The organism is Pseudomonas sp. GM25 (assembly GCF_000282255.1).
In the GTDB taxonomy this organism is placed as follows: domain Bacteria; phylum Pseudomonadota; class Gammaproteobacteria; order Pseudomonadales; family Pseudomonadaceae; genus Aquipseudomonas; species Aquipseudomonas aphyarum.
On sequence record NZ_AKJQ01000078.1, the window covers coordinates 23,055 to 43,889 of the forward strand.

Annotated in this window: 18 protein-coding genes; 8 read left to right on the top strand and 10 right to left on the bottom strand. The window is 61.7% G+C overall.

The genetic code is table 11. The features are described 5' to 3' along the window. The first annotated feature begins 3 nt into the window (after positions 1 to 3). The 4 genes from PMI24_RS26860 to fba all read left to right on the top strand — a co-directional run bounded on the left by PMI24_RS26860 (position 4) and on the right by fba (position 3,002). A complete protein-coding gene (locus PMI24_RS26860) occupies positions 4 to 1,167 on the top strand; it encodes a phosphoglycerate kinase (RefSeq protein WP_007959705.1) in 1,164 nt (387 codons plus the stop codon). 34 nt (positions 1,168 to 1,201) lie between these two features. Continuing rightward, positions 1,202 to 1,423, top strand: coding sequence for a hypothetical protein (locus PMI24_RS26865; RefSeq protein ID WP_007959706.1), 222 nt, complete (start codon positions 1,202 to 1,204; stop codon positions 1,421 to 1,423). A gap of 56 nt (positions 1,424 to 1,479) precedes the next feature. Further along, entirely contained in the window at positions 1,480 to 1,812 is a 333-nt protein-coding gene (locus PMI24_RS26870) for an MliC family protein (RefSeq protein WP_007959707.1), read from the top strand. A 125-nt stretch (positions 1,813 to 1,937) separates the two neighbouring features. After that, positions 1,938 to 3,002, top strand: a complete 1,065-nt coding sequence (gene fba, locus PMI24_RS26875) for a class II fructose-bisphosphate aldolase (protein ID WP_007959708.1) — start codon at positions 1,938 to 1,940, stop codon at positions 3,000 to 3,002. Positions 3,003 to 3,085: 83 nt separating this feature from the next. Here the strand turns inward: fba and PMI24_RS26880 are convergent, their stop codons facing one another. Both PMI24_RS26880 and PMI24_RS26885 read right to left on the bottom strand, forming a co-directional pair. Further along, entirely contained in the window at positions 3,086 to 3,445 is a 360-nt protein-coding gene (locus tag PMI24_RS26880; protein WP_007959709.1) for a DUF6124 family protein, read from the bottom strand. Positions 3,446 to 3,805: 360 nt separating this feature from the next. Further along, positions 3,806 to 4,474 (bottom strand): polysaccharide lyase family 7 protein, encoded by a 669-nt coding sequence (locus tag PMI24_RS26885; protein ID WP_007959711.1) that lies wholly within the window; start codon positions 4,472 to 4,474, stop codon positions 3,806 to 3,808. A gap of 351 nt (positions 4,475 to 4,825) precedes the next feature. On the opposite strand from PMI24_RS26885, the gene PMI24_RS26890 reads away from it, so the two are divergent. The 3 genes from PMI24_RS26890 to PMI24_RS26900 are packed head-to-tail and all read left to right on the top strand — an operon-like array spanning position 4,826 to position 7,803. Continuing rightward, the gene (locus PMI24_RS26890; protein ID WP_007959719.1) at positions 4,826 to 6,949 is read left to right on the top strand and encodes a putative bifunctional diguanylate cyclase/phosphodiesterase; all 2,124 of its coding nucleotides are present in this window, start codon (positions 4,826 to 4,828) and stop codon (positions 6,947 to 6,949) included. Positions 6,950 to 6,990: 41 nt separating this feature from the next. Next, complete coding sequence (locus tag PMI24_RS26895; RefSeq protein WP_007959720.1) at positions 6,991 to 7,482, top strand: M48 metallopeptidase family protein; 492 nt, start codon at positions 6,991 to 6,993, stop codon at positions 7,480 to 7,482. A 24-nt stretch (positions 7,483 to 7,506) separates the two neighbouring features. Next, positions 7,507 to 7,803 (top strand): winged helix-turn-helix domain-containing protein, encoded by a 297-nt coding sequence (locus PMI24_RS26900; RefSeq protein WP_007959722.1) that lies wholly within the window; start codon positions 7,507 to 7,509, stop codon positions 7,801 to 7,803. A 42-nt stretch (positions 7,804 to 7,845) separates the two neighbouring features. On the opposite strand, the gene PMI24_RS26905 is transcribed toward PMI24_RS26900, so the two are convergent. Further along, complete coding sequence (locus PMI24_RS26905) at positions 7,846 to 8,298, bottom strand: GNAT family N-acetyltransferase (RefSeq protein ID WP_007959724.1); 453 nt, start codon at positions 8,296 to 8,298, stop codon at positions 7,846 to 7,848. Positions 8,299 to 8,554: 256 nt separating this feature from the next. Between PMI24_RS26905 and PMI24_RS26910 the strand changes: the two genes are divergently transcribed. Beyond that, positions 8,555 to 9,292, top strand: coding sequence for a substrate-binding periplasmic protein (locus tag PMI24_RS26910; RefSeq protein ID WP_007959725.1), 738 nt, complete (start codon positions 8,555 to 8,557; stop codon positions 9,290 to 9,292). A 6-nt stretch (positions 9,293 to 9,298) separates the two neighbouring features. Here the strand turns inward: PMI24_RS26910 and yccS are convergent, their stop codons facing one another. From yccS to betA, 7 genes are all read right to left on the bottom strand, one after another. Then, positions 9,299 to 11,482, bottom strand: coding sequence for a YccS family putative transporter (gene yccS / locus PMI24_RS26915; protein WP_007959728.1), 2,184 nt, complete (start codon positions 11,480 to 11,482; stop codon positions 9,299 to 9,301). A gap of 110 nt (positions 11,483 to 11,592) precedes the next feature. Next, positions 11,593 to 12,771: an NAD(P)/FAD-dependent oxidoreductase gene (locus PMI24_RS26920; RefSeq protein WP_007959730.1), complete on the bottom strand. Its 1,179-nt coding sequence runs from the start codon at positions 12,769 to 12,771 to the stop codon at positions 11,593 to 11,595. A 158-nt stretch (positions 12,772 to 12,929) separates the two neighbouring features. Continuing rightward, on the bottom strand, positions 12,930 to 14,315 hold the full coding sequence (gene dbpA, locus PMI24_RS26925) for an ATP-dependent RNA helicase DbpA (RefSeq protein WP_007959732.1): 1,386 nt from the start codon (positions 14,313 to 14,315) through the stop codon (positions 12,930 to 12,932). Between the two features lie 57 nt (positions 14,316 to 14,372). After that, a complete protein-coding gene (gene mdtD, locus PMI24_RS26930) occupies positions 14,373 to 15,800 on the bottom strand; it encodes a multidrug transporter subunit MdtD (RefSeq protein ID WP_007959733.1) in 1,428 nt (475 codons plus the stop codon). Positions 15,801 to 15,935: 135 nt separating this feature from the next. Further along, positions 15,936 to 17,273, bottom strand: coding sequence for a TldD/PmbA family protein (locus tag PMI24_RS26935; RefSeq protein WP_007959735.1), 1,338 nt, complete (start codon positions 17,271 to 17,273; stop codon positions 15,936 to 15,938). Next, positions 17,273 to 18,715, bottom strand: a complete 1,443-nt coding sequence (locus tag PMI24_RS26940) for a TldD/PmbA family protein (RefSeq protein ID WP_007959737.1) — start codon at positions 18,713 to 18,715, stop codon at positions 17,273 to 17,275. The genes PMI24_RS26935 and PMI24_RS26940 overlap by 1 nt, the downstream gene beginning before the upstream one ends. A 263-nt stretch (positions 18,716 to 18,978) precedes the next feature. Then, positions 18,979 to 20,682, bottom strand: a complete 1,704-nt coding sequence (betA, locus tag PMI24_RS26945; RefSeq protein ID WP_007959739.1) for a choline dehydrogenase — start codon at positions 20,680 to 20,682, stop codon at positions 18,979 to 18,981. Positions 20,683 to 20,835 lie beyond the last annotated feature (153 nt).

Consider the following 20,835-nt stretch of genomic DNA (forward strand, 5'->3'; position numbering starts at 1 on the left):
CCCATGACCGTGTTGAAGATGTCCGACCTCGATCTGCAAGGTAAGCGCGTATTGATCCGCGAAGACCTCAACGTCCCAGTCAAGGACGGTGTTGTCACCAGCGATGCGCGTATCCTGGCTTCGCTGCCGACCATCAAGCTGGCCCTGGAAAAAGGCGCGGCCGTGATGGTCTGCTCGCACCTGGGTCGTCCGACCGAAGGCGAATTCTCTGCCGAGAACAGTCTCAAGCCTGTCGCTGACTACCTGAGCAAGGCCCTGGGCCGCGAAGTGCCGCTGGTGGCTGATTACCTGGGCGGCGTTGACGTCAAGGCCGGCGACATCGTGCTGTTCGAAAACGTGCGCTTCAACAAGGGCGAGAAAAAGAACGCCGACGAACTGGCCCAGCAATACGCCGCCCTGTGCGACGTGTTCGTGATGGACGCTTTCGGCACCGCTCACCGCGCAGAAGGTTCGACCCACGGCGTCGCCAAGTTCGCCAAAATCGCCGCTGCCGGCCCGCTGCTGGCTGCTGAGCTGGACGCACTGGGCAAAGCCCTGGGCGCCCCGGCCAAGCCGATGGCGGCCATCGTTGCCGGTTCCAAGGTCTCGACCAAACTCGACGTGCTGAACAGCCTGAGCCAGATCTGCGATCAACTGATCGTCGGCGGCGGCATCGCCAACACCTTCCTCGCTGCGGCCGGTCACCCGGTCGGCAAGTCGCTGTACGAGCCGGACCTGCTGGACACCGCTCGCGCCATTGCCGCCAAGGTCAGCGTGCCGCTGCCGGTCGACGTGGTGGTTGCCAAGGAATTCGCTGAAAGCGCCGAAGCGACCGTGAAACTGATCGCTGACGTCGCTGCCGACGACATGATCCTCGACATCGGCCCGCAAACCGCGGCCAACTTCGCCGAACTGCTGAAGTCGTCGAAAACCATCCTGTGGAACGGCCCGGTCGGCGTGTTCGAATTCGACCAGTTCGGCAACGGCACCAAAGTGCTGGCCCAGGCCATCGCGGACAGCGCGGCGTTCTCGATTGCCGGCGGTGGCGACACCCTGGCGGCCATCGATAAATATGGCGTGGCTGAAAAGATCTCCTACATTTCCACCGGCGGTGGCGCGTTCCTCGAATTCGTCGAAGGCAAGGTGCTGCCGGCCGTTGAAGTCCTGGAAAGCCGGGCCAAGGCCTGAGGCCGCCCGATTGGCCAGGCAAAGGAGTGTTCAGATGGTCAAGTCGTTAGCGCTGTTGCTGCTGACCGGTACGTTGGCGGCCTGCGGGAGTAACCCGAAGGCCGAGCCGACACCGGCACCGGGCGAGGCACAGAAAGGCTGCTACCAGGCCGACTGGCAGGCCGAAACCAACCCGGTGCTGAACAAGCGCTCGGGCCCGGACGGTCTGGACAAATACGAGACGCAAACCCCGGCCAAGGAACATGGTTGTCCTTGACCGGTCTGACTCTTTACTCAAGTCCGGCGGCGTGCGCTGCCGGTCGAGGAACACGGATGAAAGGCTTGATCGCCGTTGCGGCACTGGGATTGTTGGGTGGTTGCGCGCAGTGGAACCCGTTCCAGTCGTCCGCCCCTGTGGATAACTGGACCACCTGGACCTGCGACAGCCAGGCCAAGGTGCTGTGGCGCTTCACCGATGCCGCCCGCAAGGAAGTCGATGTGCGCCTGGGCGGCGGCGATCAGGTCTATCGCCTGAAAGAAGAGCCGGGCGCCTCGGGCGCGTTGTACAGCGATGACATGCTGGCGTTTCACATGAAAGGTGAGGAAGGCCTGGTTTACTGGGTCGCCACCAATGATTTGATCGGTCGGGGCTGCAAAGCCGAATAAAACAGAATTTGCTTTATCGAATCACCAGGCCGGGCCTCAACCCCCGATCTGCAATCACTTGAATAGCCGCCGCCGCTCCGGCAGGCTGGCACGATTAACGACCCAAACCGGGAGAGAGACACACAATGGCACTTATCAGCATGCGCCAGATGCTGGACCACGCAGCCGAGTTCGGCTACGGCGTTCCAGCCTTCAACGTCAACAACCTTGAGCAGATGCGCGCCATCATGGAAGCCGCTGACAAGACTGACTCCCCGGTGATCGTTCAGGCTTCGGCCGGTGCCCGCAAATACGCCGGCGCCCCGTTCCTGCGTCACCTGATCCTGGCGGCCATCGAAGAATTCCCGCACATTCCGGTGTGCATGCACCAGGACCACGGCACCAGCCCTGACGTCTGCCAGCGCTCGATCCAGCTGGGCTTCAGCTCGGTCATGATGGACGGCTCCCTCGGCGAAGACGGCAAGACCCCGACCGACTATGAATACAACGTCCGCGTGACCCAACAAACCGTCGCCATGGCTCACGCCTGCGGCGTTTCGGTCGAAGGCGAGCTGGGCTGCCTGGGTTCGCTGGAAACCGGCATGGCCGGTGAAGAAGACGGCATCGGCGCCGAAGGCGTTCTGGATCACAGCCAGATGCTGACCGACCCGGAAGAAGCCGCTGACTTCGTCAAGAAGACCCAGGTTGATGCCCTGGCCATCGCCATCGGCACCAGCCACGGCGCCTACAAGTTCACCAAGCCACCTACCGGCGACGTGCTGGCGATCGACCGCATCAAGGAAATCCACAAACGCATCCCGAACACCCACCTGGTGATGCACGGTTCCTCGTCGGTTCCACAAGAGTGGCTGGCGATCATCAACCAGTACGGCGGCGACATCAAAGAAACCTACGGCGTACCGGTTGAAGAAATCGTCGAAGGCATCAAGCACGGCGTGCGCAAGGTCAACATCGACACCGACCTGCGTCTGGCATCCACCGGCGCCATGCGTCGCCTGATGGCCACCAACCCGAGCGAGTTCGACCCGCGTAAATTCTTCGGCGAAACCGTGAAGGCGATGCGCGATGTATGTATCGCTCGTTACGAAGCTTTCGGTACTGCCGGCAACGCTTCGAAGATCAAGCCGATCTCGCTGGAAAGCATGTATCAGCGTTATCTGAAAGGTGAGTTGAACGCCAAGGTCAATTGAGACTGGGGGTTTAGCTGATTTGAAAGAAACCCGCCGTGAGGCGGGTTTTTTTTGAGCCGATTTTGTCGGATGAACGAGGGTTCCTAGTTCGGCTCCACGTGATCCAGCGCCTGATTCACCGCCAGCTCTCCAAGCATTACCAACTGCGCAATGCCTATCGCGGTCTTGCGGTCGGCGGGAGGGAGGGTGGCGGCGAAGTTGTTGAGCATTTCGCTGGCGGAGCCGAGGGTTTCGCTGGCGTTGGCCAGCAGGGATTCGGTGTTGTAGGCGGGGTTGGCAAAGTACATGCGGTCGGGTTCGTTGACCGTGGCCATGATGCGGGCGCCGGGGCAGAGGTAGTGGTCGAGGGCGCGTTCAGCGGCTTCGTTGAGTTTTTTGGAATCGAGGGATTCGTAGGGGGAGGCCAGATCAATATCTGGAGGATTGGGCGTAGGTTTGAACATTTGGTGGATTCCCGATAGGGCCACAACCAATCCGCTACTACACGAAAGGGTGGCGGCTGTACGCAAGTTAGTAGACCGGGCAACACCACCAAATCCCGGCGCACCCGAAGGCGCCATGCGCACAGCCACCATCAAGTACAGGCCAGGCCTGACTGAAGGACGCTTGTACGACGGTGGAGTTGCCGGGCTACTAAACCCGATCACTGCGAATCAGTGACCGGAATCAAGTTACCGACGGCCCTCCAGGCGCACAAGCCGGCGGATTCTGGCGTACCGGTAGGCAGCGACGCAAGCCGTTGTAGGCTTCGGGACGTTTCGCGAATTGCCTTTAAACAGAAGCCTTAAACGGTCGCGCGGCCGCTATTTATCGTGATCGATATCCAGCTTGCTGAACGTCACCTGCCCACCTTCACTCGTGTACCCGGTGTTGTCCTGCACATACACGCCCGCCTTGAAATACAGCGGTTTGTTGCGCCACGTCGCGCTGATCTGCGAATCCCACTGATACCCGGCCGCACTCACGCCCAGCGCACCGCCCGGGCTCAGGTGAATGAGGTAGTTGAACTCGCGATTGAGTTTGATCCCGGTGGCGAGGGTGATGACGCGGCTTTCGTCCTGATCCGGATGGGTGCGCAGTTTGATCACCAGGTTGCCGGTCTCGGTTTTGTCTTTGTACTGGTACTCAAGCTTGAGCATCGGCTTCTGGCTTTCATAGGCGTGGATCTGGCCGATGACGATCTTGCCGGAGCTGGGCACCTTGTTGACCGAGAGGGTCGCGCGCAGCAGGTTGTCGGCGTCCGGGTAGTACCAGTTGCGCAAGGTGCCGTTGCTGTAGGTTTCGCGCAGTTCGGTGCGCGGGTAGATGGCGTTTTCGGTTTTCGAGCCGGTCACCGGGGACCAGAAGAACAGGGTGCCGGTGTCGGAATGGAAGTACTGATCCTTGAAGCCGTTCACCAGTTTGGAGGTTTCGACGGTGTAGGGCGGGCTGCCAACGGGAACGCTGAGGTTCCAGGTTGCGAGGTCGATCATGTCGGTTCTTCCACTCTGTTGCTGTTGCACGCGCGTGCCAGAAGCTCTAGCCCGCGGGTCTTGGGGGCGGCCTTTATAAGCGTAGAGGGATTTTTTGTTAACGGCCGTCTGGCGGATGATTGGCGTCAACATCCTGTCGAAATGCCATCTTTCCCGGTTTTCGGGGGCTTCAGCGGTGACCGTTAGTCGGCTGCCTATCGGTTTGGTTAAATGATGGCTGGATGACAGCTATTGCTTTTACAGATCCCGGACTAGAGTGAAGGCTCAGTGACTGTACGGTTTTCACGAGAAACCGCCCGGAACACTGATCCGAGATGCCCCGACACGAGATGTCCCGACAAGAGAAGCAGCATGGAATGCGCGCAACCCCAGCCAGGTGAAGGCAGCTCAGTCCTTTTGATCGTTGATGATTACCCTGAAAATCTGATCAGCATGCGCGCGTTGCTGCAGCGCCAGGACTGGCAGGTGATGACCGCGGCTTCCGGTTTCGAAGCCCTCAGTCTGCTGCTCGAACACGACGTCGATCTGGTGCTGCTGGATGTGCAGATGCCGGGCATGGACGGTTTCGAAGTCGCGCGGCTGATGCGCGGCAGTCAGCGCACGCGCCTGACCCCGATCATTTTCCTCACCGCCAACGAGCAGTCCCAGGATGCCGTGATCAAGGGCTACGCCAGCGGCGCGGTGGATTACCTGTTCAAACCGTTCGATCCACAGATTCTCAAGCCCAAAGTCCAGGCGTTGCTGGAGCACCAGCGCAATCGCCGGGCCTTGCAGCGTTTGAGTCAGGATCTGGAATCGGCGCGGGCCTTCAATGCGTCGGTGCTGGATAACGCGGCCGAAGGGATTCTGGTGTTGGCCGAGGATGGCTTGATCCGCTTCGCCAACCCGGCGATTTCCCGGCTGCTGAATGCGCCGGTGAAGGAACTGGAAGGGCAGGAGTTTCTCGATTTCCTGCAGAAACCGCACATTCCGCTGTGGGCCGATTCCGAGTTTTATGCCAGTTACAAACGCGGCGAGACGTTGCGCTTACACGACGCGTTGCTGCGTACCGCGCCGGGCCAGCAAGTGCCGGTGGCCTTGTCCTGCGCGCCGCTGCCGAGTGAACAGCACGCGATGGTGGTGACGGTGCTGGACATGTCGGTGGTGCGCCATCTGCATCAGCAGCTGGAATTTCAGGCGGTCACCGATCCGTTGACCGGGCTGCTCAATCGCCGAGGTTTTTACCAGACTGTGGAAAACCTGCTGTTGCGCGGCGAGCGCACGGACAGTAGTTGGGTGCTGATGTACCTCGATCTCGACGGGTTCAAAAGAGTCAATGATTCCCTCGGCCATGATGCCGGGGACCGGGTGTTGCGCTGGGTCTCCGAACAACTGAAAGCCTGCCTGCGGCCATTCGACATTCTGGCGCGGATGGGCGGTGATGAATTCACCGCGCTGCTGGATCTGGAATTCCCCGAACAAGCGGCGAAGATTGCCGAGAAACTCATCGAGCGGGTGTCGATCTGTCAGCAGATCGAAGGCCTCGATATCGCGCTGGGTGCCAGTATCGGCATCGCCACGTACCCGGATTGCGGCAACAACCTCGACGGTTTGATGCGCGCCTCGGACATCGCCATGTACGAAGCCAAGCGTGCCGGGCGTCAGCAATATCGCTTTTACGATCATGAAATGAACGGCCGCGCGCGCTCACGGCTGATGCTGGAAGAAAGTGTGCGCAACGCCATCGAGAACCGGGATTTCAATCTGGTGTATCAGCCGCAAGTGGCGATTGGCGACGGCCGGATTCGTGGTTTCGAGGCCCTGCTGCGCTGGCAACACCCGAGCGTCGGCGACGTACCGCCGGGGTTGTTCCTGCCGTTGCTGGAGGAGGCGACGCTGATCAGCCGGCTCGGCAGCTGGATTTATCATCGCAGCGCCGGGCAGCGTAAGGCCTGGGAGGCCGAGTTCTCCAAGGATCTGGTGATCGGCGTGAGCCTGAGCAACACCCAGTTCGGCCTGCCAAATCTGGTCACCGAGTTGCGCCAGGTGCTGGAGCGCCATGGTTTGCAGCCGCACCAGATGGAAGTGGAAGTGACCGAAGAGGCGCTGACGATCAATCCGGACGAGACCCGCAAACAGCTGAAGCTGCTGCGCAATCTCGGGGTGCGGGTGGCGCTGGACGATTTCGGTTCCGGGTCCTGCTCGCTGTCGCATTTGCGCGATCTGGAACTGGACACCCTCAAGCTCGATCGGCACCTGATCGCCCGATTGCCGGACTCGTCTCGCGACGCTTCGCTGGTGCGCACGGTCATCGACCTGTGCAAGGAATACGGCTTGCTGGTGATTGCCGAAGGCGTGGAAACCGTCGAGCAATATCAGTGGCTGCAAGCCCATGGTTGCGAGTACGTGCAAGGGTTCCTGGTGGCGCGGCCGTTGGTCGCCGAGGACACCGCACGCTTTACCGAGCCGTTCGACTGGAGCGCGTTGGCCGGTTGAATTCGCTACACTGGCGGCCTTTTCATGACCCGTGCCGCCCCATGACTGCGTTGAAATACCTCCAGGCCTATCCCGCGAATCTGCAGGATCAGGTGCGCCAATTGATCGCCGACAACCGCCTCGGTGATTACCTGAGCCAACGCTATCCGGGCCGCCACGATGTGCAGAGCGACAAGGCGTTGTACGGCTACGCGCTGGACTTGAAGCAGGAATACCTGCGCAACGCCCCGGCCATCGACAAGGTGCTGTTCGACAACCGCCTCGACCTGACTCACCGCGCCCTCGGCCTGCACACCACGGTGTCGCGGGTGCAGGGCGGCAAGCTCAAGGCCAAGAAAGAGATTCGCATCGCCTCGCTGTTCAAGGACGCCGCGCCGGAGTTTCTGAAGATGATCGTCGTGCACGAGCTGGCGCACTTCAAGGAGTCGGATCACAACAAGGCGTTCTATAAGTTATGTGAGCACATGCTGCCGGGCTACCACCAGGTCGAGTTCGACCTGCGGGTGTACCTGACCTGGCGAGACATGCAATAAAAGATCAAACAACGGAGCGCATGCATGGACGTAAGCAAGACCAAGAGCAGTTTCTACCGGCGCTTGTACGTGGCGTACCTGATCGACAGCGGCTTGGCGAGCAGCGTGCCAGCGCTGACCGAGGTCACCGGCATGCCCCGGCGCACGGCGCAGGACACGATTGCGGCGCTGGCGGATCTGGATATCGTCTGTGAGTTCGAACAGGAAGAGGGCGCGCGCAATCATGCGGGGCGTTATCGGATTCGCGAGTGGGGGGCGATTGATCGGGGGTGGATCGAGCGGAATTTGCGGCAGATCAAGGTTGTTCTTGAGTATCCCTGACTTGAGCAGTCCCTTCGCGGGCAAGCCCGCGAAGGGGAAATCTCAAGACCGCCGCATACCAATATGCGGAATGTCATCCTCAAGATATTCCTCACCTGCCACCACAAACCCGTAGCGCCCGTAATACCCCTGCAAATGCGCCTGCGCCGACAGATAGATCGGCACTTCAGGCCAACGCTTATCGGCCTGTTTCAGCGCCTGCTCCATCATTTCATGCCCCAACCCTTTGCCGCGCCCGGCCGGAGCGGTCAGCACGCGGCCGATCACCACGTCGCCACCCTGGGATTCCGGGTCCAGCAGGCGCAGGTACGCCACCAGCTGATCACCGTCCCAGCCCATCAGATGGCAGGTGTCGCCGTCCAGATCCTGACCGTCCGGATCCAGGTACGCGCAGCGCTGTTCGACCACGAACACTTCCGAGCGCAACTTCAAAATGGCGTACAGCTGCTCCAGTCCCAGATCGCTGTGATGTTTGCAGACCCACTCGATTGTCATCTTCCGATTCCTTGAACTACGTCGCCCGATACTAAGCGCAGCGCCGAAATATGTCTGTATGGCTGAGAAATCTGTGACAAAGGCCAAAATGCCATCATTCCAATATCGCGGCCCGCCGTACTTTGTGTAATCTGCTGGGAAGCGCTGTGCAATGGCTTCAATGAGCTAATGTTAGGGCCTGGGATTCGCCGGTAAGGGGCCTTGGGGTTTTGACTGAAAACACGCCGGGCGGCCCGCCCGCTAAGGATTTTCAAGCATGCCGCGATTGCATCGAGCCTTTGCTTTGATCGGATTGCTGTTGCTGGGTCAAAGCGCTGCAGCGGAGAAATTGCGTCTGGTATTCGACGTCTGGCCGCCCTTTACCGATGACACGCTGGTCAACGGTGGGCTGGCGACGGACATCGTCAGCACGGCCCTGGCCCGTGCCGGTTATGCCAGCGGTTACGAGCAGGTGCCGTGGGCGCGGGCGTTGATGGGGGTTGGCGAAGGACGTTACGACGTGCTGGTCAACGCCTGGTACAACGACGAGCGCACGAAGCTGGGGCAGTTTTCCGGCGAGTACCTGCTCAATCGCGTGCGTTTTCTCAAGCGCAAAGACGCGCCCATCGAATACAACAACCTGCAGGAACTGCACACCTATCCGATTGCGGTCGTGCGCGGCTATGCCTATTCGGCGCCGTTTGATGCCGACACCGCGTTGCAGAAAGTCCCTGTGCATAACTTCGCCATGGCCGTGCGCATGCTGGCGGCGGACCGGGTCAAGCTGACGCTGGAAGACGAATATGTCGCCCGCTATTACCTGGCCCGGGAATCACCGAAAGTGCGCAATGCGGTGGAGTTTCTGCCCAAGCCGCTGAGCGAGAACAGCCTGCATATTCTGGTCAGCCTGAAGAACCCGCAGCACGAACAGATCGTGGCCGGGTTCGACAAGGCGATTGCGTCGATGAAGGCCGATGGCAGCTATGACAAGCTGCTCAGGCAGCACGGAATGTGAGGCGGCTCAATCTTCGGCTGTGTCTTTGATCAGGTGCGCCGCCAGCGTGCGCAACGGGCCGAGCTGGCGGCAGATCAGCGCCAGTTGCGTCTGCACCAGCCGCTGGCCTTCGTCGATTTCGTCCGGCATCTGCTCCAGCTCATTGGCCAGCGCTTCTTCCTCATCGCTTTGAATGGCAATCGGCTGTTTGCTTGCCAGACCCTGGGCGATCTCATCGATGCTCGCCGCCAGACTCACGCCGGCGCCGTCGATCAGGTGCTCGCGCACCTCGGCCGGCAGCTGGGTTTCCCGGTGTGCGCCGAGGCCTGACAAATAGCTGAGCAAGGTGTGTGACAGCACCAGGAAGCGGAAGCCGACGTCGGCTTCCTTTCGGAAATGCCCCGGCTCCATCAGCATGTTCGCCAGCGTCGTGGAGAGTGCCGCGTCGGCGTTGTGCGCGTTGCGTCGGGCCAGGCGATAGGCAAGGTCGTCACTCTTGCCGGCGGCGTATTGCTGCATGATCTGGCGCAGGTAAATGCTGTTGCAGGTGAGGGTGTTGGCCAGCACTTTGTTCAGGCGCCGACCCTGCCAGTCCGGCAGGAACAGGAACACCGCCAGCCCCGCGATCAGGCTGCCGAGCAAGGTATCGAACAGCCTCGGCACAAACAGCCCGTAACCGTCACCGACCTGGTTGAAGCAGAACAGCACCATGATCGTGATCGCGGCGGTCGCCACGGTGTAGCGGGTGGTGCGGTTGGTAAAGAACACCACGCCGGCGGCGATGGCGAAGCACGACTGCACCAGCGGATTCGGGAACAGATCGAACAGCGCCCAGGCAATCGTCAGGCCGATCGCCGTGCCGAAAATTCGCTGGCCGAGTTTGCGCCGGGTGGCGCCGTAGTTCGGCTGGCAGACGAACAGCGTGGTGAGGATGATCCAGTAACCCTGCGACGGGTGAATCAGGTGCACCATGCCGTAGCCGATACTCAGCGCCAGCGGCAAACGCAGGGCGTGGCGGAACAGCAGCGAGGTCGGCGTCAGCTGCGTACGCAGGCGAATCCACACATCCTTGAAGTTGCGCGGCGAGCGGTCGAGCAGGCTGCTGTCGGTGGCATCCGCCAGCGCATCGGGGTTGCTGGCGTCGCTGAGCAAACGGTCGAGGGTGCCGAGGTTGGCCGCCAGTGCGCGCAATGAACGGAGCAGTCCACGCCAGGCCGGGTTGCTCTGGATGCGCAGGTGTTCGAGGGAAGCGTGCAGGTCGCTCAGGGCTTCGGCGAAACTCGCGTCGTAGATAAACGGCTGGCGCATCTGGATCGATTCGGCCAGCGCCCGACAGGCCTTGCCTTGCTGGCGCAGCAGGCGCTGGCAGCGGAACAAGACATCGCTGTGGAAAAACGCATCGGCCAGGGCGTTGTAGGGATAGTGCGAAGAGCTGGCGCGTTCGTGAATGTCTTGCGCCAGGAAGTACAGCTTCAGGTAACGGCTGACTTTCGAGCCCGGACGACCGTTGCCGACCCGGTGCAGGATGATTTCCTTGGCGCTGTTCAACGCAGCTACCACCCGGCCGTTTTGCTGGGCCAGTTCCAGTCGCCGCGCTTCGACGTCCATCTGACGGATCGGCTCGAACAGCGAGGATTTCAGTTTCAGGTAATAGCCCAGTTCGCGAAACAGCCGCGCCAGACTCTGCTGCACCGGCTGATTGGAAAACATCGCCTGCCACAGCACCGACAGCAGGCCGTACCACGCGGCGCCGGCCACCAGCAGCATCGGCTCGTGCCAGAAATCCGTGACCGCGCCACCGCGCTGATCCACGCCGATCATGGTGTAGACGGAAAGAATCAGCGTCGCCGAAGCAATCGCGCCATAACGCTCGCCGAGCGCACCGAGCATGGTCAGGCCGAAGCTGGCCAGTGCCAAAGCGATGACGAATACGATGGGGTAGGGGAAGAGCAGTTCGACGGACAGCGCCGCAACGCTGAAACACACCAGCGTCACCGCCAGCGCGTTGAGGCGGCCCTGCCAACTGTCGTCGGTCTCGGCCAGGGCGCTGGCGATGATCCCGAGGAACAACGGGATCAGCAGCCCCATTTCATCCTGATACCAGCACAGCGCCATGCTGCCGGTCAGGGCGATGAACACCCGCACGCTGTAGCTGAATTTATCCAGCGCCCACAGGCGCCGCAAAGACTGACGAAACGAGGTCGAGGACATGAAGTGCGAAGGCCTTCCGAGGCGATGCCGCTAAATTGAGCCAGTAATGACGCCGACGCAATGGCGCCGATCACATCTGACAGCAAAAAGTGTTCCGCACGGCCTTCGAATCAGACGTATTGCGCCGCCGCGTAACCCGATGCCCACGCCCACTGGAAGTTGAAACCGCCCAGATGCCCGGTGACATCCAGCACTTCACCAACGAAGTAGAGGCCCGGGCTTTTCAGCGATTCCATGGTCTTGGACGACACTTCGCGGGTGTCGACGCCACCGAGGGTGACTTCGGCGGTGCGGTAACCTTCGGTGCCGGCCGGGACGACTTTCCAGCTGCCCAGTTTCTCGGCGATGTCCGCCAGTTCGGCGTGGGTGTACTGCTTCATCGGTTTGGAGACGAACCAGTTGTCCGCCAGCAGATTGGCCATCTTCTTGGTGAAGATTTCGCCGAGCAGGGTTTTCAGTTCGCTGTTCGGACGCTCGGCGGTCTGCTGTTGCAGCCAGCTCGCGGCGTCGTGATCCGGCAGCAGGTTGATCTCGACGGTGTCGCCCGGCTCCCAGAACGAGGAAATCTGCAGAATCGCAGGCCCGCTCAGGCCTCGGTGAGTGAACAGGATGTTCTCGCGAAAGCTCTGATCGTTGCAGCTGACCAGACAATCCACCGAGGTGCCGGACAGTTCGGTGCACAGCTCCTTGAGCTGATCGGTGATGGTGAACGGCACCAGACCGGCGCGTGTTGGCAGCAGGTCGTGGCCGAACTGCTTGGCGACTTGATAACCGAAACCGGTCGCGCCGAGGGTCGGGATCGACAGACCGCCGGTGGCGATCACCAGCGACTGGCACTGGATCTGGCCGAGGGTGGTGTCGAGCAGGTAACCGCCCTCGACCTTCTCGATGGTCTGGATCGAGGTGTCGAGGTGCAGGTTGACGCCGACCTGATCGCACTCGTCCAGCAGCATGCCGAGGATGTCGCTGGATTTGTTATCGCAGAACAGCTGACCGAGTTTCTTCTCGTGGTACGGCACGCCATGTTTGGCGACCATGCCGATGAAGTCCCACTGGGTGTAGCGGGCCAGCGCGGATTTACAGAAGTGTGCGTTCTGCGAGAGAAAATTGCTCGGTTCGGTGTACATGTTGGTGAAGTTGCAGCGCCCACCGCCGGACATCAGGATTTTCTTGCCGGCCTTGTTCGCGTGGTCGAGCAGCATCACCTGACGCCCGCGCCCGGCGGCGGTCAGCGCACACATCAACCCTGCGGCGCCAGCGCCAATGATCACGACTTCGGTAGAGCGCAAAACGGTGTCCTCACACTAAATTCAAATTCACCGGAAACCAATGTGGGAGCGAGCCTGCTCGCGATGAGGTCGGCACATGCAACATAGTTGTTGGCTGACAGTCCGCCATCGCGAGCAGGCTCGCTCCCACAGGGGATCTTCCTTGGATGGTAGACCGCTTACAAGACGCGAACGCGCAGCGAACGACCCTTGATCTTGCCGTTGTTCAAGCGCTGCAGTGCTTGCATGACCACGGTGCGTTCAACAGCCACATAGGACTGGAAGTCGAAGATCGCGATCTTGCCGACCTGGGCGCCCGGAATGCCGGCTTCACCGGTCAGTGCACCCAGAATGTCGCCCGGACGCACCTTGTCCTTGCGCCCGCCAGCGATGCACAGCGTGCTCATCGGCGGTTGCAGCGGGGCACCGCCCTGGGACTTGAGGTTATCGACCTGATCCCAGTTCAGCGGGGTTTTCTGCAGTTGTTCGATGGCTTGCGCGCGGTGCGCTTCGGACGGCGCGACCAGGCTGACCGCGATGCCTTTCTCGCCGGCACGACCGGTACGGCCAACACGGTGAATGTGGATTTCCGAATCGCGGGCCAGCTCGACGTTGATCACCATGTCCAGCGCATCGATGTCCAGACCACGGGCGGCAACGTCGGTGGCAACCAGTACCGAAGTACTGCGGTTGGCGAACATCGCCAGCACCTGATCGCGGTCACGCTGTTCCAGGTCGCCGTGCAGGCCGACGGCGGAAATGCCTTTGGAGGTCAGGTGATCGACGGTTTCCTGCACTTGCTGCTTGGTGAAGCAGAAGGCCACGGTGGAGGCCGGGCGGAAGTGGTGCAGAACCTTGGTTACCGCGCTCATGCGCTCTTCCGGGGAAATCTCGTAGAAGCGCTGTTCGATCTGGGTGTCGTCGTGGAACGCTTCGGCCTTGACCGTTTGCGGATCACGCATGAACTTCGACGCCAGTTGTTTGATGCCCACCGGGTAGGTGGCCGAGAACAGCAGGGTCTGACGACGGGCCGGGGTCTGCTCGATGATGTCTTCGATGGCGTCGTAGAAACCCATGTCGAGCATGCGGTCGGCTTCGTCGAGGATCAGCGTGTTGAGGCCGTCGAGAACCAGCGAACCCTTGCGCAGGTGCTGCTGGATGCGGCCCGGAGTGCCGACGATGATGTGCGCGCCGTGCTCCAGCGAGCCAATCTGCGGGCCGAAGGACACACCGCCGCACAGGGTCAGGACCTTGATGTTGTCTTCGGCACGGGCCAGACGACGGATTTCCTTGGCGACCTGGTCAGCCAGCTCACGGGTCGGGCAAATCACCAGCGCCTGGCAACCGAAGTAACGCGGATTGATCGGGTTCAGCAGGCCGATGCCGAACGCGGCGGTCTTGCCGCTGCCGGTCTTGGCCTGGGCGATCAGGTCCATCCCCTTGAGGATCACCGGCAAGCTCTGCGCCTGGATCGGCGTCATCTGGGCATAACCGAGGGAGTCGAGGTTAGCCAGCATGGCGGCGGACAGCGGCAAAGTATTAAAAGCGGTGGCGATGGTGGTCACGGGACTGGCCTGCAAAACAAAATGTCGCGCAGTGTACCAGTCCGGTGGCCAATAGCCCTAAGACTCGATGTGCTCTTCCGGACGTCTGACTCGCCGTCCGTCATTCTTTGAAAGTTGAGAAAAAATGGTCGCAGCGAGCATCGCCATGATCCCAACGGTCACGAATGTGAGCTGAAATGCGCCCAACACGGTCTCAACGCCGTCATTCCCGATCTCTGCCGTAAAGCCGCCGAGCAGCGCGCCGGCGCACGCCACGCCGAGGCTCAGCGACAACTGCGCCACCACCGACAGCAGACTGTTGCCGCTGCTGGCGCTGGCGTCGTCGAGGTCGATCAGGGTCACGGTGTTCATCGCGGTGAATTGCAGCGAGTTGATCGCCCCGAGAATCGCCAGCAGGCACAGCAGCAGCCAATATGGCGTCTGCTCGCTGACCAGGCCCATGCTCGCCAGCATGATCCCCAGAAACAGGGTGTTGCCGGTCAGCACGATGCGATAGCCCAGACGCTCAATCAGCGGGCGCGCACCCCACTTGGCGACCATCGCCGCAGCGGCCAAAGGCAACATGCTCATCCCGGCCTGGGACGGCGAATACCCCAGCGCCACTTGCAGCAGCAACGGCACCAGAAACGGCAGGGCGCCGCTGCCCAGGCGGGCGAAAAGGTTGCCGAGAATGCCGACCGCGAAGGTGCGGGTCTTGAACAACGACGGCGCGAACAGCGGGTTTTCAATGTGCCCGGCGCGCAACCAGTACGCCGCCAGACACGCCATGCCGCCGAACAGCAACAGCATCACCCGCAGGTGCGGCAGGTGCAGTTCGCCGAGGCCTTCCATGGCGATGGTGATCAGCACCATCGCCGCGCCGAACAGCAGGAAACCGAGGCTATCGAAACGCGTGCGCTCGGTGCCGCGCAGGTCGGGGATGAATTTCCACACCGCGTAGCAACCGATGACGCCGACCGGCAGGTTGATCAGGAAGATCCAGTGCCACGTCAGGTATTCGACCATCCAACCGCCCATGGTCGGGCCGATCAGCGGGCCGAGCAGGCCGGGAATGGTGATGAAGCCCATGATCCGCACCAGTTCCGAGCGCGGGTAGGCGCGCAGCACCACCAAGCGTCCGACCGGCAGCATCAGCGCACCGCCGAGGCCCTGGATCACGCGCGCGCCGATCAGCATGCTCAGGCTGCTGGACAAGGCGCAGAGCAGCGAGCCGAGGCTGAACAGCAGGATCGCGCCGAAGAAGATTTTCTTGGTGCCGAAGCGGTCGGCGATCCAGCCCGAGGCCGGGATCAGCAATGCCACGGTGAGCATGTAGGCGATGATCACGCCCTGCATGCGCAACGGGTCTTCGGCCAGGTCCCTGGCCATGGCCGGCAGGGCGGTATTGAGGATGGTCCCGTCGAGGGACTGCATGAAGAAAGCGATGGCGACGACCCACGGCAACCAGCGGGCGGTGATGGCGTCGAGAGGCGGGCGGTTGGGCATGGAACCTCTTGTTGGTTGATTGATCGTTCCCACGCTCTGCGTGGGAATGCCTCAACGGACGCTCCGCGTCCGCTTTTGGCTGGGACGCGGAGCGTCCCGGGCTGCATTCCCACGCAGAGCGTGGGAACGATCAGGTCAGAGAGTGAGGGTCAATCGGCTCACCAGCGCCCCCGGCAACAGCGCCGACGAGGTATTGCGCTGGCTGTAGGTGCTCGCCGACAGCAGCAGCTCGCGCTCGGCAGTCAACGCTTCCAGCTGCGAACCCAGCAGGCTGTAGGCGCTGTCGTCGAAGCGCATGGTGCTGACCGGCGCCTGAATTTCGCCATTCTCCACCCAGAACGTGGCAAACCGGGTCATGCCGGTCAGTCGCGCCGCCGGTTGATCGGAGAAGTTCAGGTACCACAGATTGCTGATGTACAACCCGGTGCCCAACTGCTTCAGGATTTCGGCCTGCGGCAGATCGCCTGCGCCCATGTTCAGCGCGCTCGGCGATTCGCCACCGCCGGCACCGTTGGCTGTCAGACCGTACTCGGCGGCACTGCGCGAGCCCACCAACTGATCACCCGCTTTGCCTTCGATGATCAGCCGCAGATCGCTGCGCGGGTAACCTTCGCCGGAGAACGCCGGGCTCAGCGAGTCGCTGACTTTTTCGTCGAGGGACACCAGCGGACTGAACGCCTGATCGCCGGCATACAGCTTCTGCAGCGGGCTGCTTTTGCTGGCAATCGACTGCGCCGAGAAACCGCCCCAGCACAGCATGCCCATGATTTCTTCCAGCGCTGCGGGCGCCAGATAGGCGCGGTATTGGCCGGGTGGCAGGGTGCGCAGCGGGCGACCGAGGAACTCGAGTTGTTCGCGAGCCTGCTGGATACGTTTGGCGAAGTCTTCGCTGTTCCAGTCATGCCCGGCGTAGCTGGCCTTCACCGCTTCGCCGTTCTCGTGGAACAGGCTGAAGTCGAAGTTGAAACTGTTGGCCTGATGCCAGCCGAATGCGCCGGAAGAGCTGGCAAAACCACGGCTGATCGGGCCGGCAGCGTAGAAACCGACCAGATCCAGACCTTCGGCCGCTTGAGCGATTTCAGCGACAACTTGCTCGGTGTCCGGCAGCGGATGCTCCTGCACATTCTTGCTCTGCCAGCCGTTGTGGTTGAGCAGCAGGTACGGGTCCTGCGGCAGCAGCGGCAGGGTTTCGCGCAGTTGCTGCAAACCTTCGGCGAGACGTTGCAGGTCGGTGGCCTGCTCGCCGGACAGGGTGATGTGCAGGTCGGCATGGCGACCGTCGTCGATCAGTTTCAGGCCGATACCGGCTTGCTGCACTTGCCCGGCCTGACGCACCTTGGCGTGGTTGAAACGGACGAAGGCCGACGATTCGGCGTCGTAACTCAGGGTGAACTGTTCCGGCTCGCGCACCGCATCGCGCAGCCAGTTGACCAGCACCTTGAACGCCTCGGACGGGTTCTTGGAAATACTCATCAGGCGTCTCCCCCAAACACATCAACATTGCTGAACACGCAGGCCGGCGACGCATGGCCGACGCGGATCACCTGGTTCGGTTCGCCCTTGCCGCAGTTCGGCGTGCCCAGCACCTGAGTGGTGCCGGCGTTACCGACGGCGCGCAGGCTCTTCCAGAAGTGCGCGGAAATGCCCCGGTAGTTCGGGTTTTTCACCACGCCCTTGAGTTCGCCGTTTTCAATCAACTGGCCCCATTCGCAGCCGAACTGGAATTTGTTGCGGGCATCGTCGATCGACCATGAGCGGTTGGTGCTCATCAGGATGCCGTTTTCGATGCCGCCGATCAGTTGTTCCAGCGGCTGGTCGCCCGGCTCGATGTTGAGGTTGGCCATGCGGTCGATCGGTGGGCGGTTCCAGCCGCAGGCGCGGCTGTTGGCGACGCCGTCCAGACCCGCGCGGAACTGCGACAGTGCACCGCCCAACGGACGGACCAGCAGGCCTTCGCGAATCAGGAATTGTTTGCTGGCCTTGGAACCGTCGTCATCGTGACCGTAACTCGCCAGCTCTTCGGGAATGCCCGGATCGAACGTCACGTTGAGCAGTTTCGAGCCGTATTGCAGGCTGCCGAAATCCGAGGCTTTGACGAAACTGGTGCCGGCGTAATTGCGCTCGTCGCCGAGAATCCGGTCGAGCTCCAGCGGGTGGCCGATGGATTCGTGGATCTGCAACATCATCTGGTCGGGCATTAGCAGCAAATCACGCGGGCCTTGCGGAGTGTTCGGCGCGAGCAGCAATTGCAGCGCCTGATCGGCGACTTGCGGGCCGGCACCGATCAAACCGCAGCGGCTGATCACGTCTGCGCCGCCCTGTTGGCCGAAGTTCTCGCGGCCGAGGCTGCGGGTCTGGCTGTCGTTGCCGTCGTAGGCGGTGACGTCGAGGCCCGGGTAGACGAAGCGTTGAGCCTGGCGCAATTCGGCGCCGGCGCTGCTCAGGTAGATCTGTTCGACGTGGGTGATGCCGATGCTCACTTCCCAATTCACCAGGCGCTCATCCTTTGGCACCGAGGCGGATTCCGCGCCGAGCAGCTCGAAGCATTCGCTCAGGGACGGAAAGGGTTGTTCGAGATTGGGTGAAAAGTAGTCGGCGCGGTCGCTGGACACCGGCTGCTGGCTCAGGTCGAGCAGGGCGTGCGGTTTGATCCGCCGGGCTTGCTGCTCGGCACGCTCGAGGGCGGCTTGCAGGCCTTGTTGCGACAGGTCATTGGTTGCGGCGTAGGCTTCGACGCCGTTGACCCGGACGGTGAGCATCGCACCTTCGTCGCGGCTCAGGCTCGGCGGTTCGGCGACATTCTTGCGCACCGACAGGTACTGGCCGGACTCGCGCACATACCGCAAGGAAAAAAACTCGGCGCCCGTGCGCAAGGCAGCGAAGCGCTGCTTGAGCTGGGGGTGGAAATCGAACATCAGGGAAACCTCCTTGTTATGGGAGAAACGGCGAAGCGGATTCGGCGGGGAGGGGGTGAAACGATTGGGCGAGGACTAGAGTAGGCCTGCGAGGGGGTAGGATCAAGTGAAGAGGGGGTGTAGGGGGATTTACTGTAGGAAGCAGGGAGATAGGTGGTGATCGGTAGGGCCTCATCGCGAGCAGGCTCGCTCCCACAGTTGAAATGCATTCCAAATGTGGGAGCGAGCCTGCTCGCGATTAGCCTTGATGCGGTGTAGCTGAATTACTGAGCAACAGCACTCACATCACGTAGCGCCTTGCCTTTTACCGGTGCATCGCCAGCGACGTAGTACGGCGCCTTGCTGCGCGGCAGCGGCTGGCGGCCACGGATCTTGTCGGCGATTTTCTCGGCCATCATGATCGTCGGCGCGTTCAGGTTGCCGGTGGTGATGATCGGCATGATCGAGGCATCGACCACACGCAGACCCTGCATGCCATGCACGCGGCCTTCGCCATCCACTACGGCCATGTCGTCGGTGCCCATCTTGCACGAGCAGGACGGGTGGAACGCGGTTTCGGCGTGCTCGCGGATGAACTTGTCCAGCTGCTCATCGGTTTGCACTTCGATGCCCGGGCTGATTTCGCGGCCACGGAAGGCGTCCAGTGCAGGCTGCTGCATGATTTCACGGGTCAGGCGGATGCCGTCGCGGAATTCCTGCCAATCCTGCTCGGTGGCCATGTAGTTGAACAGGATGCTCGGGTGCTGGCGCGGATCCTTGGATTTGACCTGGATGCGACCGCGGCTCGGCGAACGCATGGAACCCATGTGCGCCTGGAATCCGTGCTCTTTCACACCGTTGCTGCCGTTGTAGTTAATCGCGACCGGCAGGAAGTGGTACTGGATGTTCGGCCATTCGAACTCTTCGCGAGTACGGATGAAACCGCCGGCTTCGAACTGGTTGCTGGCGCCGATTCCGGTGCCGTTGAACAGCCACTCGGCACCGATGGCCGGCTGGTTGTACCAGAGCAGCGACGGGTACAGCGAGACCGGTTGGGTGCAAGCGTATTGCAGGTACAGCTCGAGGTGATCCTGCAGGTTTTCGCCGACGCCCGGCAGATCGTGAACGACCGGGATGTCGAGGCTTTCCAGCAGTTTCGCCGGGCCAACGCCGGAGCGTTGCAGCAGTTGCGGCGAAGCGATCGCGCCGGAGCAGACGATGACTTCTTTGCGGGCACGGGCTTCGACGCGCTCTTCAGCGGCGCCGACCAGGTAACGCACGCCAACGGCACGCTTGCCGTCGAACAGAACCTTGTCGGTCAGGGCGTGAGTGACGATGGTCAGGGTCGAACGCTTCTTGGCCACGTCCAGGTAACCACGGGCGGTGGAAGCACGACGGCCTTTCGGCGTCACGGTGCGGTCCATCGGGCCGAAGCCTTCCTGCTGGTAGCCGTTCAGGTCTTCGGTGCGCGGGTAGCCGGCTTGCACGCCAGCTTCAACCATGGCGTGGAACAGCGGGTTGTTGCCCGCTTTCGGCGTGGTCACGCTGACCGGGCCTTCGCCACCGTGGTAGTCGTTCGGGCCGATATCGCGGGTTTCCGCTTTGCGGAAGTACGGCAGGCAGTCGAGGTAGGTCCAGTCTTCCAGGCCTGGCAATTTTGCCCAGCCGTCGTAGTCCATCGCGTTGCCACGGATGTAGCACATGCCGTTGATCAGCGAGGAGCCGCCGAGGCCCTTGCCGCGACCGCATTCCATCCGGCGACCGTCCATGTGTGGCTCCGGATCGGTTTCGTACGCCCAGTTGTAGCGACGGCCTTGCAGCGGGAATGCCAGGGCTGCCGGCATTTGCGTGCGGAAGTCGAGACGGTAGTCCGGGCCACCGGCTTCGAGCAGCAGGACGGTGACGCCTTCGTCTTCAGTCAGACGGGTCGCCAGAGTGTTACCGGCAGAGCCGGCACCGACGATGATGTAATCGAATTCTTGGGACATTGAATGCACCCTCTTTGAAGTTGGTCAGGTCAGGCCTGGCGAGTGCTTTGCACTCGATTCGCGGGCAAGCCCGCTCCCACAGGGATCGGGGCTGCCACAGATTGGGTGGACGACATCCAATCTGTGGGAGCTGGCTTGCCAGCGAAGGCGGCC

Coding starts and splice junctions, on each gene's coding strand:
- PMI24_RS26940 (WP_007959737.1), bottom strand. CDS start 18,715: ATGTTCGATTTCCACCCCCAGCTCAAGCAGCGCTTCGCTGCCTTGCGC.
- fba (WP_007959708.1), top strand. CDS start 1,938: ATGGCACTTATCAGCATGCGCCAGATGCTGGACCACGCAGCCGAGTTC.
- PMI24_RS26900 (WP_007959722.1), top strand. CDS start 7,507: ATGGACGTAAGCAAGACCAAGAGCAGTTTCTACCGGCGCTTGTACGTG.
- PMI24_RS26860 (WP_007959705.1), top strand. CDS start 4: ATGACCGTGTTGAAGATGTCCGACCTCGATCTGCAAGGTAAGCGCGTA.
- PMI24_RS26895 (WP_007959720.1), top strand. CDS start 6,991: ATGACTGCGTTGAAATACCTCCAGGCCTATCCCGCGAATCTGCAGGAT.
- PMI24_RS26935 (WP_007959735.1), bottom strand. CDS start 17,273: ATGAGTATTTCCAAGAACCCGTCCGAGGCGTTCAAGGTGCTGGTCAAC.
- mdtD (WP_007959733.1), bottom strand. CDS start 15,800: ATGCCCAACCGCCCGCCTCTCGACGCCATCACCGCCCGCTGGTTGCCG.
- PMI24_RS26890 (WP_007959719.1), top strand. CDS start 4,826: ATGGAATGCGCGCAACCCCAGCCAGGTGAAGGCAGCTCAGTCCTTTTG.
- PMI24_RS26905 (WP_007959724.1), bottom strand. CDS start 8,298: ATGACAATCGAGTGGGTCTGCAAACATCACAGCGATCTGGGACTGGAG.
- PMI24_RS26865 (WP_007959706.1), top strand. CDS start 1,202: ATGGTCAAGTCGTTAGCGCTGTTGCTGCTGACCGGTACGTTGGCGGCC.
- PMI24_RS26910 (WP_007959725.1), top strand. CDS start 8,555: ATGCCGCGATTGCATCGAGCCTTTGCTTTGATCGGATTGCTGTTGCTG.
- PMI24_RS26870 (WP_007959707.1), top strand. CDS start 1,480: ATGAAAGGCTTGATCGCCGTTGCGGCACTGGGATTGTTGGGTGGTTGC.
- PMI24_RS26885 (WP_007959711.1), bottom strand. CDS start 4,474: ATGATCGACCTCGCAACCTGGAACCTCAGCGTTCCCGTTGGCAGCCCG.
- yccS (WP_007959728.1), bottom strand. CDS start 11,482: ATGTCCTCGACCTCGTTTCGTCAGTCTTTGCGGCGCCTGTGGGCGCTG.
- PMI24_RS26880 (WP_007959709.1), bottom strand. CDS start 3,445: ATGTTCAAACCTACGCCCAATCCTCCAGATATTGATCTGGCCTCCCCC.
- betA (WP_007959739.1), bottom strand. CDS start 20,682: ATGTCCCAAGAATTCGATTACATCATCGTCGGTGCCGGCTCTGCCGGT.